The 18,149-nt window shown below is 44.4% G+C and carries 13 protein-coding genes; 8 read left to right on the forward strand and 5 right to left on the reverse strand.

Features of this window, described 5'->3' with window-relative positions; translation table 11 throughout:
- Window positions 1-71: 71 nt before the first annotated feature.
- Entirely contained in the window at window positions 72-1,820 is a 1,749-nt protein-coding gene (locus AC3D28_RS15100; protein ID WP_488536548.1) for a formate--tetrahydrofolate ligase, read from the forward strand.
- A gap of 362 nt (window positions 1,821-2,182) precedes the next feature.
- Complete coding sequence (gene glgC, locus AC3D28_RS15105; protein ID WP_488536549.1) at window positions 2,183-3,397, forward strand: glucose-1-phosphate adenylyltransferase; 1,215 nt, start codon at window positions 2,183-2,185, stop codon at window positions 3,395-3,397.
- A 91-nt stretch (window positions 3,398-3,488) separates the two neighbouring features.
- Here the strand turns inward: glgC and AC3D28_RS15110 are convergent, their stop codons facing one another.
- Together AC3D28_RS15110 and AC3D28_RS15115 are read right to left on the reverse strand one after the other, a co-directional pair.
- Window positions 3,489-6,647, reverse strand: coding sequence for a chitinase C-terminal domain-containing protein (locus tag AC3D28_RS15110; RefSeq protein WP_488536550.1), 3,159 nt, complete (start codon window positions 6,645-6,647; stop codon window positions 3,489-3,491).
- Window positions 6,648-6,923: 276 nt separating this feature from the next.
- A complete protein-coding gene (locus AC3D28_RS15115) occupies window positions 6,924-7,805 on the reverse strand; it encodes an AraC family transcriptional regulator (RefSeq protein ID WP_488536551.1) in 882 nt (293 codons plus the stop codon).
- 208 nt (window positions 7,806-8,013) lie between these two features.
- On the opposite strand from AC3D28_RS15115, the gene AC3D28_RS15120 reads away from it, so the two are divergent.
- The 6 genes from AC3D28_RS15120 (at window position 8,014) to AC3D28_RS15145 (ending at window position 13,204) form a co-directional block, all read left to right on the forward strand.
- On the forward strand, window positions 8,014-9,162 hold the full coding sequence (locus tag AC3D28_RS15120; protein ID WP_488536552.1) for an iron-containing alcohol dehydrogenase: 1,149 nt from the start codon (window positions 8,014-8,016) through the stop codon (window positions 9,160-9,162).
- 203 nt (window positions 9,163-9,365) lie between these two features.
- A complete protein-coding gene (locus tag AC3D28_RS15125) occupies window positions 9,366-10,100 on the forward strand; it encodes an amino acid ABC transporter ATP-binding protein (protein WP_098414067.1) in 735 nt (244 codons plus the stop codon).
- Complete coding sequence (locus AC3D28_RS15130) at window positions 10,100-10,897, forward strand: amino acid ABC transporter permease (protein ID WP_488536553.1); 798 nt, start codon at window positions 10,100-10,102, stop codon at window positions 10,895-10,897. Before AC3D28_RS15125 ends, AC3D28_RS15130 begins: the two co-directional genes overlap by 1 nt.
- A 9-nt stretch (window positions 10,898-10,906) precedes the next feature.
- Window positions 10,907-11,725, forward strand: a complete 819-nt coding sequence (locus AC3D28_RS15135; RefSeq protein ID WP_098414069.1) for a transporter substrate-binding domain-containing protein — start codon at window positions 10,907-10,909, stop codon at window positions 11,723-11,725.
- A gap of 56 nt (window positions 11,726-11,781) precedes the next feature.
- Entirely contained in the window at window positions 11,782-12,702 is a 921-nt protein-coding gene (locus AC3D28_RS15140; protein WP_488536554.1) for an amino acid ABC transporter permease, read from the forward strand.
- Between the two features lie 121 nt (window positions 12,703-12,823).
- Window positions 12,824-13,204, forward strand: a complete 381-nt coding sequence (locus tag AC3D28_RS15145; RefSeq protein ID WP_488536555.1) for a cystatin domain-containing protein — start codon at window positions 12,824-12,826, stop codon at window positions 13,202-13,204.
- 61 nt (window positions 13,205-13,265) lie between these two features.
- On the opposite strand, the gene AC3D28_RS15150 is transcribed toward AC3D28_RS15145, so the two are convergent.
- From AC3D28_RS15150 to AC3D28_RS15160, 3 genes are all read right to left on the reverse strand, one after another.
- Window positions 13,266-16,322 carry an SbcC/MukB-like Walker B domain-containing protein gene (locus AC3D28_RS15150; protein ID WP_488536556.1) on the reverse strand — a complete coding sequence of 1,019 codons (3,057 nt, stop codon included), beginning with the start codon at window positions 16,320-16,322 and terminating at the stop codon, window positions 13,266-13,268.
- A 9-nt stretch (window positions 16,323-16,331) separates the two neighbouring features.
- Window positions 16,332-17,465: an exonuclease SbcCD subunit D gene (locus tag AC3D28_RS15155; RefSeq protein ID WP_488536557.1), complete on the reverse strand. Its 1,134-nt coding sequence runs from the start codon at window positions 17,463-17,465 to the stop codon at window positions 16,332-16,334.
- Between the two features lie 225 nt (window positions 17,466-17,690).
- Window positions 17,691-17,951: a hypothetical protein gene (locus tag AC3D28_RS15160; protein ID WP_488536558.1), complete on the reverse strand. Its 261-nt coding sequence runs from the start codon at window positions 17,949-17,951 to the stop codon at window positions 17,691-17,693.
- Window positions 17,952-18,149: the final 198 nt, after the last annotated feature.

Here is an 18,149-nt window from a genome sequence, read left to right on the forward strand (position 1 = left end):
AAAGGCAGTATAGCTCGCTACTCGCAGCTCAATATTGAAACGCCATTTGTAAGTCATTTCGGGGAATATCCATGCGGTCTGATATTGAAATTTGTCGACACACACCATTGTCATCTATTGATGTTATCGCGAATAGAGCGGGTTTGTTACCTCAAGAGTACGATACTCATGGAAGGCATAAAGCGAAGGTTCATCCCAAATGCCTCGAGCGTCTTCGTACAAATAAAGACGGCAAACTTGTTCTCGTTACCGCGATTACTCCGACCCCTCTAGGCGAAGGAAAAACCGTGACAACCGTCGGGTTAGCGCAGGGGTTAACAAAACTAAATCAGTCAGTGTTTGCTTGTATTAGACAGCCTTCAATGGGACCTGTGTTTGGCATTAAAGGCGGTGCAGCTGGGGGCGGCTACTCTCAAGTTGCCCCAATGGAAGAGCTCAACTTACATCTCACTGGTGATATTCATGCCGTCACGGCAGCTCACAACCTAGCCTCGGCAGCGTTAGACGCACGTTTGTTTCATGAGCAACGCGAAGGATACGATGCCTTTGAGGCGCGAACAGGATTGAAAGCACTTAAAATCGCCGGAGAAAGCATTACTTGGAAACGGGTGATGGACCATAATGACCGAGCACTACGCAAGGTCAAGATTGGTTTGAATGAACCAGGAAAGATCATTAATGGCTATGAACGCAATGAAGGTTTCGATATTTCGGCCGCTTCTGAGTTGATGGCAGTTATTGCTTTGGCTAAAAACTTAAAAGATCTTCGTCAGCGTATCGGGAAAATAGTCGTTGCTTACGATTTAGCAGGCAATCCTATCACGACTGAGCATCTGCAAGTTGCAGGCGCAATGGCGGTAACGCTCAAAGAGGCTATTGCCCCAACTCTGATGCAAACCTTAGAGGGTGTGCCGACTCTCATCCACGCCGGCCCTTTTGCGAACATCGCCCATGGTAATTCATCCATCATCGCTGACAAAATTGCATTAAAACTATCAAGTTACACGGTCACTGAAGCTGGCTTCGGATCCGATATGGGGTTTGAGAAAGCGTGTAATATTAAAGCTGCCGCTGCAAACAAGGCGCCAGATTGCGTGGTCATTGTTGCAACTTTGCGAGGCTTAAAAGCCAATTCAGGTCACTACGATTTACGCCCTGGTGCGACGTTCCCAGAGTCCATTTTCGATCCAGATCCCAAAGCACTAGAAGCAGGGTTCGAAAATTTAAAATGGCATATTAATAACGTCCACAAGTATGGGGTTCCTGCGGTTGTGGCTATTAATCAATTTCCCCAAGATAGTGCAACGGAATTGAAAGCGCTCCAAACACTGATTCACGAATTCAACCCTGACGTTAAAGTGGCGATTAGTACGGCTTTTGCCAATGGTGGAAAAGGTAGCGCAACATTGGCACAACAGGTTATTGATGCCTGTGAAAACCGCTCCGACTTCCGGCCTCTTTACCAAAAGCAACATGCTCTGAAAGAAAAACTGATGGCTGTTTGTGAAGCTGGTTATGGCGCAGCAAATATTGAAATGAGCGAACTGGCTAAAGAGCAACTTGCGCACTTTGAAAGGCTTGGCTTTAACGACTTGGCGGTTTGTATCGCGAAAACACCACTATCAATCACCACTGACTCATCCATCAAAGGGGCTCCAACAGGATTCACGATCCCTATCCGAGAATTACGCTTATGCGCCGGAGCTGGGTTTATTTACGCCTTATCAGGCAACGTAATGACAATGCCTGGGCTTCCTGACAAACCCGCTTTTATGAACCTCGATCTTGATGATGACGGTAATATTATTGGTCTCTCCTAATCAAACCCGTTAGTAACTTGTATCACCACTTGTATATTTGAGGGAGCGAGTTCGCTCCTTTTATCTTATTGTTTTAGATTAACTTTACATTGTAAATTCACTTTACTCCCTCACTAAACCACTTTGCTTTGCGCCAATATAAAGCAATGTTTCTCTACCACCTCCCCAACATGGTGCATGTATTAACTAATCATAGTTTAATCTCCTTGATTTATAAGGATATATTCTATGGAACGATTTTTGTACTATAGTTGGCAGTAATAAACACACCAGCACATATCGTTCAAAACCTCTGCGTTGTATACCTCCTCCTCCGGATAAGCACTGTTTTGATGCATGTAAGATAAGGAAAAGGGAAGACTATGGAAGATGCACTCGCCGTAATTTTAGCCGGAGGGATGGGCTCAAGGCTCAGTCCACTGACCGACGATAGAACCAAGCCTGCTGTACCATTTGGTGGAAAGTATAGAATCATCGATTTTACTTTGACTAACTGCCTGCATTCTGGCTTGCGGAAAATATTGGTTTTAACTCAATACAAATCCCACTCCTTACAAAACCACTTACGAGACGGCTGGTCAATATTCAATCCCGAACTTGGTGAATATATTACTGCCGTTCCCCCACAAATGCGCAAAGGTGGTGCCTGGTATGAAGGCACCGCAGACGCGATTTACCACAACATGTGGTTGTTATCTCGCAATGATGCCAAATACGTCGTTGTATTGTCCGGTGATCACATTTACCGGATGGATTACGCAGCAATGCTTGAGGAACACAAAGAGAAAGAAGCGAAACTCACTGTTGCCTGTATGGATGTCCCAGTAGAGGATGCATCGGCATTCGGTGTCATGGATGCCGCCGAAAATGGCCTAGTCACCTCTTTTATCGAAAAGCCAGAGCACCCACCTACTCTTCCTGGAAATAAAGCAAGAAGTCTCGTATCCATGGGCATTTACATTTTTGATATGGATGTACTTCAAGACGCTCTCGAAGAAGACGCAAAGCTCGACTCATCGAGCCATGATTTCGGCAAAGACATCATCCCTAAATTAATTGATACAGAATCTGTGTACGCTTATCAGTTCTGCGGCAGTAAAGGACGGGTAGATAAAGATTGTTACTGGCGTGACGTAGGGACGATTGACTCTTTCTATGAAGCAAATATGGATTTGCTAGAACCTATTCCTTCAATGAACCTCTACCAACCTAACTGGGCCATTCGTACTTATGAGCCTCAGCTCCCACCAGCTCGTACCGTATCTTCTGCGACTGGCAATGAAGGGATTTTTATCAACTCTCTTATCGCAAACGGGGTGATTAATTCTGGCGGTTCTGTACAGCACTCCGTCATCGCTTCAAATGTGCGCATTCATGACAGTGCAACCGTGGTTGATAGTATTATTTTTGATGACGTAGAAGTAGGAGAAGGCAGCCAGTTAATCAACTGTATCGTCGATAAGCACGTTCGTATTCCTCCCAACACTCAAGTTGGAATAAATAAACTTGAAGACGAAAAACGCTTTCATATTTCAGATAAGGGCATCGTCGTTATTCCAGAAAGCTATCAATTTTAAGTAAACTCTGCCAACTAACACAAAAAAGCGCACGATGAACATCGTGCGCTTTGGTTTCGTCGTGGTAACTATTTTACTAGTATGTTCACTCTTAGATATTACAAACTGTCGCCCAGCTACCATCACTGCCTGGCTCAGAAGACGTCCACCAGTTCGCTTGGTAAACCACACCGTTGTGGATGATCTTATCACCTTGGTTAGCGTGGCTTGCGTTACCCGCCCAGTCTGTTTGTGGCAAGTCTGGGTATGTGGCTAAACCAGTCGTATCACAAGAACTAGGCTCCGTTGTACCGCTATCACCAGTGTTTAGGTCACCAATTGGTAGATCTGGTTGTTCAAATTTAAACGCAAACTCTTTACCACCAGAGATGACTGAGTAGTTAGCTGGACCAGATATTGGTAGGTAGTAAACCATATCAAGTTCGTAAACTCCGCCCGCTGGTAGGTCTTCCCACGCTGGTAGAGAGAAAGAGACACGATGCATCACTCCGTCTAAACCCCCAATGTTATCTGCACGAGTATGACCTGATGCAATAACTGTCAGACCACCACCCGACTGATCTTTCGCGTTATCCGGCGCTGATACTGGAATATCGAACTGGAACTCCGTGCCGCCAAGGATGGCTTGACCCGTGTTGTTCGTGAACGTGATCTTAGGGTTAATTGGGTAGTTTTGGTCACCCACTTTAAAGCCACCAACACTGACCGTAATATCAACGGCTTCCGTTGGTGTTGCACCCATCGCTACTTTGTTACCGTAAGGTGTTGCAGACTTAAACTTGTCGTAGATAGCTTTGGTCATGGTGTTACCCATGTGGTACTCACCATTGCCTGCTGCACAAGCTTGCTCTGTGGCATCAACCGCCGTACGGTTACCATTTGCATCGAGTACGTAACAGTTGTAGTCACCTGCTAACTCCCAGAACATGATACCGCCAATTTCTTTGTCGATAACGTAATCCGCTTTCACCTCAATAGACGCTTTATCTTCCGTGGATAAGAATACGCTCTTCTCTGCATTCCACAGCCAAGGTGCGACTGCAACATCATCGTAATGGCGAGTGTACGTACCGACAAACTTATCCGAGGGATCATTTACAGGATCAAGGCCGTAGGCTGCAGCGTAAGAGCCCCAAATACCATTCTCTAAGTTCTTCGCGTGCCACATTGGGTTTGAGCCTGCGCCCATTTCAGTGCCTTTAGGGTCAGTATCATGCCACATATTGTCGATACCGATAGCACCGTAACCACAATTATTCTTTTCACCTTCACCAGTTCCTGGCTGGCAATCAGCTTGGTTTGGTAATGCTGCTCGCCCCCAAAGACCATTATCACCACCAGTTACACCTTGCCAGCCACGGGTGTAATAAGGGACACCAATGTTGATTCGACCTGCAGGCATAGAACCACGGAAGTAATGATAAGCCCAGTCCGTATTCAAGTAACCAATACCACCGTATGCAGCCGTGCCATAAACATTCCACTGTGTTAGCTCAGAGTCTTTGCCTGTGTCAAACAGCGCAGCGTTATGGCCAACGTGGTCATTCCATGCTCCGTGTAAATCGTAAGACATGATGTTTACGTAATCGAGGTATTTGGTCACATCGAAGGTTTCCATACCACGTAACAAGTAACCTGAAGATGGTGCGGCGATGGTCAACATGTAATGGGTACCATCTTGTGCAGATGCTACATCCACTTTTTCACGCAGTACTTTCATTAGCTCTTGATAAGATGCCCATAGGTACTCGCGACGAGGCTCCATAAACTCTTTATCGTATGGGTTACCTGCACCAGCCATTGACGTTGGGTATTCGTAGTCGATATCTAAGCCATCGAATTTATACGTACGCATCATTTCTACTGCAGACGCCGCGAATTTCTCGATACCTGCATGGTTGATAGAACCGTCAGCGTTGGTCGTCATGGTATAGAAACCACCGTCAGCAACGCGATCACCGTTCGTACCGAAATGACCACCCGTTTCTGCCCAACCACCGATTGAGATTAACGTTTTAACATCGTGTTTTTGTTTATACGTTGCAAGTGCACCGAAGTGCCCTTTAAAGCCTAATGTCGGGTCAACTTCTACGCCAGGCCAAGTTTTGCCTGTCGCCGGGTTGTTTGGATCATTAACGTCGCCAACATTCACTTTACCGTCAGAGCCAATGCTGACAAAAGCGTAGTTAATATGAGTCAACTGCTCCCAAGGAATATCTTTTACAAGGTAGGTCGATTGTGGGTCTTCGCCCGCACGCCAACTTGTAAAGTAACCAATCACTCGTCGTGGATGATCCGCCCCCATCTTCTCACGACCTTCTTCGTCGTAAACTGAACAATATGGGACATCTACACCTGCTGTTTGATATAAACCGTCAGGACGGCAGTTCGATGTCATCGCGCCATCATTGACGGTTAAAGTAACCAGCGCAGAGTCTGCCGTTGCACCCGCATCATCCGTTGCTTTTGCGTATACAGCTAAAGAACCTGCTTGAGCAGGCGTAATATCAAGCGAGTAAGGTGCTGTTGTAGCCGTACCTGCAAGCACACCCGCAACATAGAAGTCGACTTTCGCAACGCTACCGTCAGCGTCTGATGCATTTGCAGTCAACACGACAGCGCCACCGAGATCGATTGAAGTCGCAGAGAGCGCAACATCTACTGTCGGCGCTTCATTGCCAGGCTGAGCAGGCGCTACGGTTAAAGTCACAGAGCTTACCGTGCTGACTGCACCTACGTCATCATGCGCTTTTGTAGAGAATTCGTGCTGACCTTCTATTGCAGTCCATGAAGCCGCATAAGGCGCCGAAGTTGCCTGACCAACTAATTCGCCATCCACAAAGAATTCAACTTTACTGACAGTTCCATCTGTATCCGTCGCATCTGCGGTTAGGTTTACCACTTCACCCGCAGTAACTGAAGCCGACGAAGAAGGTGATGTAAGAGTAATCGTCGGGATCTCGTTTTGTGGTGGGTCAACAGGGCCAGTACTGTCACAAGCACCAAGCGTTTCCCACTCCCCCCATTCATCGGATTGTGCTGGGTTACTATTTTGCGTCCAGTAACGCGCTTTATAGGCACTACCTTCGTACTGAATTTGATCACCGCCGTTATAAACTTTTGATGATTCCCAAACTTCTAGAGGGGCACAATCAACTGCTGCGTAGCTGCTGAAGGCCATAAGACAAGATGCCGTGAGTGTGCTTAATGTAAACACATTTTTCACTGCGTTCCCGTTTTTAAGGTGCATAATTGCTCTTCCTTAAGTTATTGTTAAAACAATATTAAACACGCTAGGTTAAGCGCGTTTATACTTTTATTTCGACGTAAAATAACTTAAGCTCAAGTTGGAATTTTCACACTACCTATTTAGATTTTTTCGAAACCACCTCTCAACAATCCACCAAATGATTGCAACGACATACCGCTTATTTGGCACCGGCAACTCACTTTATAAATCGAAAAAATACGTCACTCGCAAATTAGTAAAAAGGTCAAAAAAAGCACTATTTTGATATAAAAGTCACTAAGCTTTTGTTGACCTTGGGGTTTCATTAAAATGTCGTTTGTACTCGCGACTGAATTGTGACGGACTGGTATAGCCAACCAGTCGAGCGGCATCATTTACTCGTCTTCCCTCTAACTTAATGAGTTCACGAGCTTTATTAAGCCTAACTTTTTTGATGTATTGCAAAGGCGACTCGAGCGTCACACTACGAAATGCTTGATGAAACGCCGATACACTCATGTTTGCTTCTTCGGCTAAAGTTTGCACATTGAGCTGCTCATAATATGCCTGATGTACACGGTTTAACGCTTTAGCGACTCTGGCATAAGAGCCCTCTTGGTGGGCCAATTCAAATAAAACGTACCCTTCCTTACTCACTAAGGTTCGGTAGACTATTTCTTCAAGCAACAACTCACCTAACATTGCAATATCGAGATCGTTACATAACACACTTATTAACCTCTTACAGACATCGAGCATGTTGTCATTCATTCGCACAGATTTAAGCCCACAACGCGTTGAGTCTGAACAAATATTACTGAATTTTGCTTCTTCCAGTTTTTTTACGAGCTTATGAAGTAAAGTGGGTGAAATATCAATCGAGATACCAAGCAAGGGTTCATTATTCGTCGCGAACGCTTCACACTCTAACGGCATTGGTACGCCGACAACCAGATAATCATCAGGGCCATATTGGACGGGTGTATCTCCGATATGAATATTCTTATGTCCTTGCCCTAAAACAATAATGCCGGACTGATAAACGAATGGCTGACGGTTATTCCCTTTACTACTACGGTAAAACCATACTCCTTCTATCGCCGTTTTCTTCATCCCTTCTAAATCATGCAATCCATGTTTGTCTACGTACTGCTGCATAATGTTAGCGAGTGAGTTCATTTGAATGCTCCATTCATGCCTCATTAATTTTTAGGTCTTTATGTTCTTTTGCGCACTATACTTGCTCTTTACTTTAACTTTCTAGTTTTAAAAGCAGAATTTTGTAGGAATAGGCAAACAATTTGCACAAATCGACCTGTTACAGATTAAAAAGTAAGACTAATATGCACGTATTCAATCTCCTTCACTGGAAGCAAGAGGTCTAATAATGAACTTTTCTTATGTAAACCCAACTAAAATTTTCTTTGGTCAGAAACAAATCGCTGCAATCAAAGACGCTATCCCTGCCGATCAAAAAGTCTTGGTCGTTTACGGTGGTGGCTCAATCAAAAAAAATGGCGTGTATGACCAAGTAGCAGAAGCACTTGAAGGCCGTGAATGGTTAGAGTTTTCTGGCGTTGAGCCAAATCCAACCAAAGAAACACTCGATAAAGCAGTCGCAATGGTAAAAGAGCATGGCATTGACTTTATTCTTGCTGTTGGCGGTGGCTCAGTTATTGATGGCTCTAAATACGTTGCAGCAGCATCTAAATACGATGGTGACGGTTGGGATATCATGATTGGTAAACATCAAGTTATTGAAGCCACGCCTCTGGCTGCAATTTTGACACTGCCAGCAACAGGATCAGAGTCGAACATGGGTGCCGTTATCACCAAAAAAGAAACGCAAGATAAACTTCCGTTCATGTCGCCTGCAGTGCAACCAAAGTTTGCAGTTCTTGACCCTGACGTGATGAAAACATTGCCTGAGCGCCAGCTGATCAACGGCATCGTTGATGCGTGGGTGCATGTGTGTGAACAATACTTGACGCTTCCTACTGGTGCAATGGTTCAAGACGGCTACGCAGAAACCCTGTTAAAGACGCTGAAAACCCTCGGTGAACAGTTTGATCAACGAGATGACGATCTTTGGCGTGCGAACCTAATGTGGTCTGCCAACCAAGCACTAAATGGTCTGATTGGTAGTGGTGTTCCTCAGGACTGGGCGACACACATGATTGGTCACGAGCTTACAGCACTTTGGAGCGTTGACCACGCCCGCTCTCTAGCCATCATTCAACCATCTTTACTGCGCAATCAAATGCAATTTAAGCGCCCGAAATTGGAACAAATGGGCCGTAATGTATTTGGTCTTGAAGCGAGTGATGACCTTGCAGAGCGCACAATTGAAGCGATTGAAACGTTTTATCACCAACTTGGTGTCGCAACCAAACTTGAAGACTTTGGTGACAACCGCGACAAGGCGATTGATGCTGTTATCGATCAACTTAATAAACATGGAATGACAGTACTTGGCGAAAACCAAGCAATCAATCTAGAACGTAGCCGCGAAATCCTTGAATTAGCCGTCGCATAACGTAATAACCACTACATAGCCTCTTCTTAGGTTTACGGTATTGTGCCCTATCGGTCACAATACCGTTTTTTTTGATTAGTAATGCTCTTGATCAGACGGCCTGAATTCTGAGTTTTGGTATTTGAATATTAGGCTTTTCTTAATGAAATCATATTCACAACTTGCTATTGTAGAAGTACATTTTCCTTTTTAGCGTGCACTTTTTGAAAGAGAATAGCCCTATCGTTGAATTCAGCAACGTGAACAAGTGGTACGGTGATTACCACGCTCTAAAAGATATTAACTTTTCTGTACACTCTGGCGAAATTGTTGTCGTTTGTGGCCCTTCTGGCTCAGGTAAATCAACGCTCATTCGTTGCATTAACCACCTAGAGTCGATTCAAGAAGGTCAACTCACTGTGTTCGAACAACCAGCTCAAGCAAAGTCTCTTAAGCCCGGTAAAATCGGCATGGTATTCCAACACTTTCATCTTTTCCCTCATTTGACGGTATTGGAAAACCTGACATTGGCTCCGATTCGTACGCTCAAGTTATCCAAGCAAGAAGCAGAAAAGCGCGCCAAACATTATCTCAAACGCGTCAACATTGAAGAACAAGCCCACAAATACCCAATTCAGCTCTCTGGCGGACAACAGCAGCGTGTTGCGATTGCCCGTTCCCTATGTATGGAGCCGGCTCTGCTACTCTTTGATGAGCCAACCTCTGCTCTGGACCCCGAGATGATCAATGAGGTTCTGGATGTGATGGTGGAACTGGCACAAAGTGGGATGACCATGATTTGTGTGACTCACGAGATGGGGTTTGCAAAGAAAGTCGCTAACCGCGTGGTGTTTATGGATGAAGGGAAAATTGTGGAAATGAACGCCCCCATCGCCTTGTTTGAAACGCCGCAACATCCTCGAACCCAAGCCTTTTTGAACCAAATTTTAAGCTACTGATGATAGTTCGAGTACTCAAACCTATATTCCAAGCATTATTGCAAATGACGATTCTATTTCTCGCGATTGTGTGGGTATTGGACTCAGGAGCACAAGCCATGGGTTATCAATGGCAATGGGAACGTGTACCCGATTACATCGCTTTTTATGAAGATGGTGAATGGTGGTCAGCTGAACTCATCGATGGGTTGTTGATCACACTTAAAATCTCTGTCATTAGTCTATTCTTTACCTTAGTGCTGGGCTTGCTTACTGCGTTACTCAGGCTCAGCGATTCAAAAGTAGGCAACATCATCGGTACCACGTACGTCGAGGTAATTCGCAATACGCCATTGCTGGTGCAAATCTATTTGCTCTACTTTGTGTTTGGCCCGGTGATCGGCTTGGACCGATTCAGCACCGCTGTTTTGGCGTTATCACTGTTCCAAGGCGCGTACACTGCGGAGATATTCCGCGCGGGTTTGAACAGTATCCCCAAAGGGCAATTTGAAGCAGCGCAAACACTTGGGCTATCGCCATTTTATACTTACAAAGACGTGATTTTACCTCAAGTTTTACAACGTACATTGCCGCCATTAACCAATGAAGTGGTTTCGCTGATTAAAAACTCTTCTATTGTCAGTGTGATGGCGATTTTTGACTTAACGACACAAGCGCGGAACATCGTATCAGAGACCGCCATGCCATTTGAAATTTGGTTTACCGTGGCAGCAATTTATCTTGCTCTCACACTATCACTTTCTGGCTTATCTGTATGGCTAGAACACAAACTCGGAGCCAGTTGGCGCAAATTATAAGGAAATAATATGAAGTTATTCAAAGCGACCACCACTGCATTGTTGGGGCTAGCCATCGCTATGCCCTCGCTCGCGAAAGACACTTCTGCCACCCCCAATTTAGATCAAATCAAAGACAGAGGGACATTACGCGTTGGCATGTCAACATTTGTTCCTTGGGCTATGCGCAACAAACAAGGCGAGCTGATCGGCTTTGAAATAGACGTGGCGAAACGCTTAGCACAAGATTCAGGATTAGAAGTGGAATTTGTACCTACGGCGTGGGACGGCATTATCCCAGCACTGTTGGCGAAAAAGTTTGATGTGATCATCGGGGGAATGTCGATCACACCTGAACGTTCCAAGAGCGTGCAGTTTACCCAGCCGTATTCTCACTCCGGCGTTCAAATTGCGGCTAACAAACAGCTTGCCGCTGGCTTTAGCACATTCTCGGACTTTAACTCTCGACGTATAAAAATCGCTGCACGGCGCGGCGCATTCACGGTTCAGGTAGCGCGAGAAACGTTCCCAAAAGCTAAGATCCTGCAATTTGACGACGATGCACAAGCCTTTCAAGAAGTACTCAACGGCAACGCTCACGCGGTCATCGCTTCCAGTCCAAAGCCCGAACATGAAACCGTAAAACACGATAACAAACTGTTCCTTCCATTCTCTGAGCGTTTATCAAAAGGTAATGAAGCCTTTGCAGTACGCTTAGGTGAAGACGATAAAAAAGCCTTCTTCAATAAGTGGATTGAAGCGCGCACACAAGACGGTTGGTTAACACAGCGTTACGAATACTGGTTTTCAACGCTAGATTGGCAAGATCAAATCGCACAAGGTCAATAATGTTAAAGGCTCGCTGTAGGTGCGAGCCTTTGCTTAGTTCAACATGGAGTTAAACTTTGAACGAACACACGACACCTTGTATTGCCCCTAACAAAACCAAGATAGGGGCTCTTCTATCTCGACTGAACCTGCTTGACTGGGCTCTGTTGGTTATCTGTGGGGTTGTCAGCATTTGGTTATATCATCGCTCTACTGCTGGCGTAAATTATATCTGGCACTGGACTTCTGCTTTGGACTTGCTATTTACACCTCGCGCCGATGGCAGCTTACCTTATTTTTTTCAAGGTTTACTTTCTACACTAAGGTTAAGCTTGTGGGGGATCTCTTTTGCACTTATTTGGGGGACTTTACTCGGTTTAGCCCGTTTTTCGACAAAAGTCTGGTTACGGACACCAGCCAATGCTTTTATCCAGTTAATAAGAAACATTCCGCCGTTAGTGTTTGTTTTTATATTCTACTTTTTCATTTCAAACCAATTGATCCCATTATTGGGATTAGAAGGCCTCCTACGTAACTATCGTAGTGAACCAAATGCATTGCAGCATTTCCTCTTTGGCCCAGCCAATTTATGGGAAAACCTCGCCTCCGGCGTTTTATGTGTTGGCTTGCTTTCTTCCGCCTACATCGCCGAGGTGGTGCGCGCGGGTTTGCAAGGCATCGAACAAGGTCAATGGGAAGCCGCAGATTCTCTCGGTTTGTCACGCTGGGTAAAATATCGATTTGTCATCGCACCACAAGTGCTGAAAGCCATTACCCCAGCATTGGCTGGTCAAACGATTTCTTTGGTCAAAGACACCTCGATTGTCTCTTTAATTTCTATTCAAGAGATGACTTTTGTCGGAACAGAAATGGCAAATTCATCAGGTTACATCTTTGAAGTTTGGTTAATTGTAGGGCTTGCCTACTTTTTGCTTTGTTTTGCCCTGTCACTTTTTTTTCGCTATGTTGAAGCAAAATCGGAATCCATTCCAAATTGACAAAACTCTGAGCTATTTATCAGAATTTGACCCCGTGCATATAAAAACTTTGCACAACATAGACATTCGCAGTCATCTCAACCTCCTATAATACGCGCCGATATAAATAGAGGTTATTGTTATGCATCTAAAAACAGTGTCAGTTTGTGCGCTTTTGGTTTTGCTTGCTGGTTGTCAGCAGGAAACCCCAAACGACTCGACACAATCAAAAACCTCGGTAGCGGTATGCACGACACAAGACAACATACCTGGTGGGTGGAACGAATTTCATGTGACCCCAGACGCACAGAAGGCGATGGCTTTTGTTCTGAAAAAGATGGACTCTCTTGCATCATTTCAACAAATACTCAATGTTCATGCGCAGATCGTCAGCGGCGTAAACTACGCCATTGAGTTTGAACTCGATGATGGGTCAGTTTGGAATACCGTGGTTTATCGTAACCTCGACGGAGACTATGCAATAACACAATCACCAAAAAAGGGCCTCTTTTGCGAACAGTGATGACCAAACGAAAAAGCCCCGGTTAAAGGGCTTTGGTATTTTAAAAACTGAATCGCACACACTAACTAACGAAAGTTCCTTGGGACTTCACCGACACAGTAGAACCAAGCCTTGAAGGTTCCACATCAATTCGCTGTGCCATTTGCTCTTTTAGTTCAGATACGTGAGATATGACCCCGATCATACGTCCTGTCTGCTGTAGATCGACCAAGGTTTGAATAGCCAGCTCCAAAGATTCTGGATCTAAGCTACCGAAACCTTCATCGATGAATAAGGTGTCTAAGCGAATGCCGCCACTGTACGACTGCACAACATCAGACAGGCCGAGCGCCAACGCCAGCGCAGCCATAAAAGACTCGCCACCAGAGAGTGTCGCAACATCTCGAGTTTTCCCTGTATAACCATCTTCTACCATCAAATCGAGACCACGACCTGCAGCGCCTTTGAATCCGTCCGTTTTACGGACCAGAATATACCGCCCTTTACTCATAAGACTTAAGCGCTGAGAAGCTTGAATCAAGACATCATCTAGCAGAACACCTAAGACAAAGCGATGCAGACTGACACGACTGCCCGTTTTACCGCTGGCCACGTCGTATAATGTACCAAAGACTTTGTATTCATCTTCCAGTTTGCTGTTTTTCTCGTGCAAACTAGCAATATCTTTGCGAACTTTATCAATACGCTCAAATGTTGAACGTGTCGTATCGAGTTGATTTCTTACTTCGACATAATGTTTCTGATGAATGTTTAAATTGTCGTTAAGCGAGTTTAGATCGGGTTTTTCAAGGTTTTTCAAGGTCTGGTTCAAATCATATAATGTTTGCTCTAACTTGGTTTGAGTCTGTTTGAACTGTTCAACTTCTTGTTGCCAAGCTTGAGTGTCTTGTTCCGCCACTCGGCTGTTGAGGTAGCTGTTTTCATCCGAAAAATGACTTGTTTCTAACGCTTTTTGCCAATTCAATTCCGCTTGTTTCAGTTTTTGTTCTGATTCAACCAACCACTGCTTATTGGTAGTTAATTGACTCTCAACATTCGACTTCGCCAATAGCGCATGTTGTAACTCTTTTTGCGCATTCTCCAAACCACTATTTAGGCTCTTAATTTGGTCTTGTGTAACCGTCACTTCTCGTTCAAGTACTTCAACCGAGCTGTATTTCGGCTCAATGGCAGTCTGCAATTGCGTCAGTTGTTCTTGATTGGCCTTGGTTGTCGACTCATTCGCCGCCATTTGGTTTTGCAGATCATGGATTTTATTTTCGCCGACTGAGCAACGCTGATTCAATTCCTCAACATTTTTTTCTAACAATCCAATATCAATCGCCTTCAAGCGTTGCAACTGTTCGCTTAATGACTGTAAGTCGGCTTGAATCTGTTTCTCATCCGTTGTCGCATGCTCGCCAAGCTCTGATTGCAACTGGTTGATCTGAGATTGATATTGCCCTATCACAACATAATGTTGCTCCAGCTGGTTGTTTAGCTGGTTACAGGATACTTGGGCTTCTCTTTCCTTTGCGCGTTCTGCTTGAACTTGCTCTTTGGTGACTTCTTCTTCAATAAACTGAGCAGGATAAGGGTGCGCTTGGCTACCACATACCGGACAAGCTTCACCCGTTTTCAACCGCTGCGCCAATACTGCCGCTTGTGCATTGTGCCACTTGAGTTCGACCGAATCTGCGGCCTGTTGACACTGTTGGTATAACTTGTGCGCCTGCTCAAGCGCTTGCTGTTTACTCGAGGTCAACGCTGTCAGTTTTGTATGCTCTTGCTTTAATCCAAGTAGCTTTTGAACATCTTGTAACAAACGTTGCTTTTGTTTTATTTCAGCATCAACACTACCGATCAGAGCAACATCGATACGCGCTTTATCCAGAGACTTTTGCCCTTGTTGCGCTTCTAACGTCAGCTTATCTTTCAACGTGACATATTGCTGTAAAGTCGCTTCTAATTGCTGTTTTTGTTGAATCCCAGCCGCCACTTTTCGTTCTAAGTTCGCTTTTTCAACTAACTTATCTTTCATGCCTTCTAACTGATACTGATACTGCGTTAGTTGGGGGATTTTCCCAGCACTCTCTTTCGCTGTGTGCAGTAACGCTTCTTTTTCTTTTACAACCAAGCCAGCCTTACTAAGGCTTTCTGTTAGCACCGTAATTTTTTGATTGAGCTCTTGCGCCTGCTCTTTTGCATTCTGTAGTGAGACATATTGAAGTTCGATTTTGCTCGCACTTTTAGCGTTCTCCAATTGCTCCTGGCGCACTCTTATCGCATCTGAATGTTCTAAATGTCGTTTAAGCGCAGTCTCTGCGTTATCTCGCTTAATAAACTCTTCATTGAGTGCTTCAGCTTTTTGTAACTTAGATTTGGCGTTATTGAGATTATCTAGTGACGCTTTTTCGGATTGTTGGTCAGACTCAAACTGTTTTGCAACCTCATCACGTTGTTGTGAAAGCTCTTCTTCCGAACTGGCTCCTGCCACTTGCAACGCCCCACGAATTTGATTATCAAATTCGTTCTTCGCTTTACTGATCGCGCTCGCCCTATCTTTTAGGGCGTACTCAATTTTTTTGTAGATATCGGTTTGAAAGAGTTGGCCAAAAATCTCTTCACGCTCTTTCGAACTGGCTAACAATAGTTCACGAAATTTTCCTTGGGGCAAGACCATGACTTGGCGAAATTGAGTTTCGTTTAAACCAATAATGTTAGTGACTTCTGTTTTAACTTGAGTGGTTTTGCTGGTAATGAGTTTTTCTGCTTCCCCCAATTCATAAAGTGATGCGGTATGTTTTCTTGTCGTCATCCCTTCACCGCGAGCTTTTGGTGCCTCTTGCTCTGGAGCACGAATCACACGATATTGCTTCTGATGTAAGGAAAATTCTAGCGTGACTTCCGTTGGTAAGTCGGGTGCCGACAAATCACACCTCATTTGGATGCCTTGGCGCTCATTTCCCGTCGTTTCACCATACAGGGCGAAACAAATAGCATCTAAAATTGATGTCTTTCCCGAACCAGTCGGGCCATTGATCAAAAACAGTGGATTACGGCCAAGCTTTTCGAACTCAATAGTCTCTGTTCTCGCAAACGGACCAAAGGCTTGCATTGTTAGTTTGATTGGTTTCATCTCTGGCCTCTATTGCTGTGATAATTGCTTGATAATATCGGCGATCGCGTGCTCTTGTTCTTGCGAAAGCTGGCTATCTTGCGCTTCTATAAAAAAATCACGAAACATATCAATTTCACTTCGAGCTAGCTTTGCTTTTGCCATCTCTTGCTCAACACCAATTAGCATTCCTGGTTTTTCTAAGTGCAGTACATTAGGATAAACCGCTCGAAGCTTTTCCATTGGATTTAAAATGGCGTGCTTATCCATCAAACGTACTAACAAATAATCTTCTTTTTTGGGATCGGTCTTACCCAACTCGATGACTTTATCCAGCTCCCCTTCGACAATGCGCATTTCATGAGGGGCGCTGAGATTAACGTGCTCGGCTGAGATAAATCCACTTTGATCAATCTCCACCAGCGTAAACCCTTTCTTTTGGTTCTGTTCGCCAAAGCTGTACTTCATCAGTGAGCCTGAATAGCGAATATACTCTTCGCCTTTCTTTTGCGGCTGATGCAAATGACCAAGAGCCACGTAATCGAAATCTAAAAAATGTTCATGACTCACACGATCAGATCCCCCGATTGAAAGCGGTCGCTCAGAATCAGATTCAATCGCGCCATCAACGAAGCAATGGCTGATGAGTACTTGTTTTTGCTCAGGCTGAAAAGACTCTTTTATTTTATCAATGAGTAAGCGATGCGCTTCATCGTGCGTCGATACCGAGGTTTTATAGGCAAATCTAACTTGTTCAGGGTCGTGATACGGCATACCATAAAATGCCACCTCGCCAGCTGACTCTGTTTTGATAATGATAGGAGTCAACATATCTTCAAAATTACTGACGATATGCAAGCCGGCATTTTTCATTTGTTCTGAGCCAAAGCCTAATCGCTCTGCACCATCATGGTTACCTGATATAAGAATCATTGGTGTTTTTAACTCAGTGCAAATGCGTTTTACGACTTGGTTTAGTAATTCAATCGCAACGGTTGGTGGCACAGAACGGTCGTAAATATCACCAGCAACAACAACAGCATCAACAGGATTAAGCTTAATGTAGTTGATGAGCTGCTCTAGCACAGCCTGTTGATCTTCCAGTAATGATACGTTGTGGAATTGTCGGCCAAGGTGCCAATCAGAGGTGTGGATAAACTTCATTCGACTTCACTTTCTACCATATCAATAATTATGCATGTACCAGCATAATCTCAGGTGACTTTATTAACCTGTTAGGATATCGTGAGTAGGTGAGCTTTTCATGTTGTTTGTGATTTATGCGCCATTATTTCACCGGAAATCACTAAGGGTGACACTGATATTGGCATAGACAGTAGCTACGCGCACGTTATCGGCGTCATGCTCCTTAGACGGCAATGAGATATTCTAATGCAGTATGTTACTCACTGACGTCTCATTTCTAAAACGATTATAATCTTCGGCTAACAGTTGGTGCTGATAACGAGTATAAGACAACGCCTCATTGGAGATTAATATCTGACGTTCTTTTTCTATTAATTGGCTTTGAAGTTTTTGAATCTGTTTATTCTGTTGCTTGTCATTAAGGTACAGCGTAACCACTCCAAAGATCGAGACCATTAACAATGCTATTAGAACGTTATTGATAGTTTTGACTTGCATTTTCATCACCTCTCCTGTCTTGTGCTCGACTCCGCCAGAATGAAAAAACGCCTACAAACGAAGAGCTCTCGCCCTAAAACGCATCGAAGCCAATTGAGGTTATTGTTTAACCAATTATAGGTGATGAGTGAGAAAATAAGAACAAATGTGAAGTGTTTGAATATCTTTCACGGAGTTCACAGCAGACAAACCTGTTCTCTGCTT

The organism is Vibrio sp. TAP-3B (assembly GCF_057784735.1).